Source organism: Streptomyces flaveolus, assembly GCF_000716535.1.
Lineage (GTDB): Bacteria > Actinomycetota > Actinomycetes > Streptomycetales > Streptomycetaceae > Streptomyces > Streptomyces flaveolus_A.
In genome coordinates, this window is sequence record NZ_JNWV01000135.1 from 1 (window position 1) to 905 (window position 905).

The 905-nt window shown below is 68.7% G+C and carries 1 protein-coding gene; it reads left to right on the forward strand.

Features of this window, described 5'->3' with window-relative positions; translation table 11 throughout:
* Nucleotides 1–23: 23 nt before the first annotated feature.
* Nucleotides 24–886 (forward strand): IS5 family transposase gene (locus OO52_RS49330; RefSeq protein ID WP_420711479.1). Its coding sequence is split into 2 segments (ribosomal slippage): nt 24–381 and nt 381–886, totalling 864 coding nucleotides; the frame shifts between segments, so codons are not numbered across the junction.
* Nucleotides 887–905 lie beyond the last annotated feature (19 nt).

Consider the following 905-nt stretch of genomic DNA (forward strand, 5'->3'; position numbering starts at 1 on the left):
CTAGGCAGTTTCGTTTGGATCGGTTGGTCGTTGGTCTGGGTGTGCCGTTGACTGATGCGCAGTGGGCGCGGATCGAGCCGTTGCTCCCGGACCGGACACCGAAGCGGGGTGGCCGCTGGCGGGACCACCGTGAGGTGATCGACGCGATCGCCTACAAGTTCCAGACCGGGACGCAGTGGGTGCATCTGCCGGAGAAGTATGGCAACTGGCGGGGCGTCTACAACCGGCTGCGGATGTGGGCCGTCGACGGCACCTGGGAACGGGTGTTCACCGCGCTGGTGGCACAGGCAGACGCGGACGAGGACGTCAGCTGGGCCGTCTCGGTGGACTCCACGATCGTGCGGGCTCACCAGCACGCTGCCGGGGCCCGCAAAAAGGGGCACCGGCCGGAGAGCCGGACGATCACGCCATCGGCCGGTCCCGCGGCGGACTGACCACGAAGATCCACCTCGCCGCCGACGGTCGGTGTCGGCCCTTGGCCTTCCATCTCACTGCCGGCCAGGCCGGCGACGCACCCGCCTTCGCGGGGGTGATGGCCCGCCTGCGCGTTCCCCGTCGACGAGGAAGGCCGCGCACCAGACCCGACGTGGTCATGGCCGACAAGGCGTACTCCTCCCGCGAGATCCGGGACCACCTGCGCAGACGCGGCATCCCCGCGGTGATCCCGGAACGGGCCGACCAGCAGGCCAACCGGGTACGGCGCGGACGGGCCGGTGGCAGACCTCCGGCCTTCGACCGGGAGGCGTACAAGCAACGCAACACCGTCGAACGATGCATCAACCGCTTGAAGCAGTGGCGCGGCATCGCCACCCGCTACGAGAAGACCGCGACCATCTACCTGGCCGGACTCCACATCGCAGGCATCTTCCTCTGGTCCGCCCGCTGATCCAAACGAAACCGCCTAG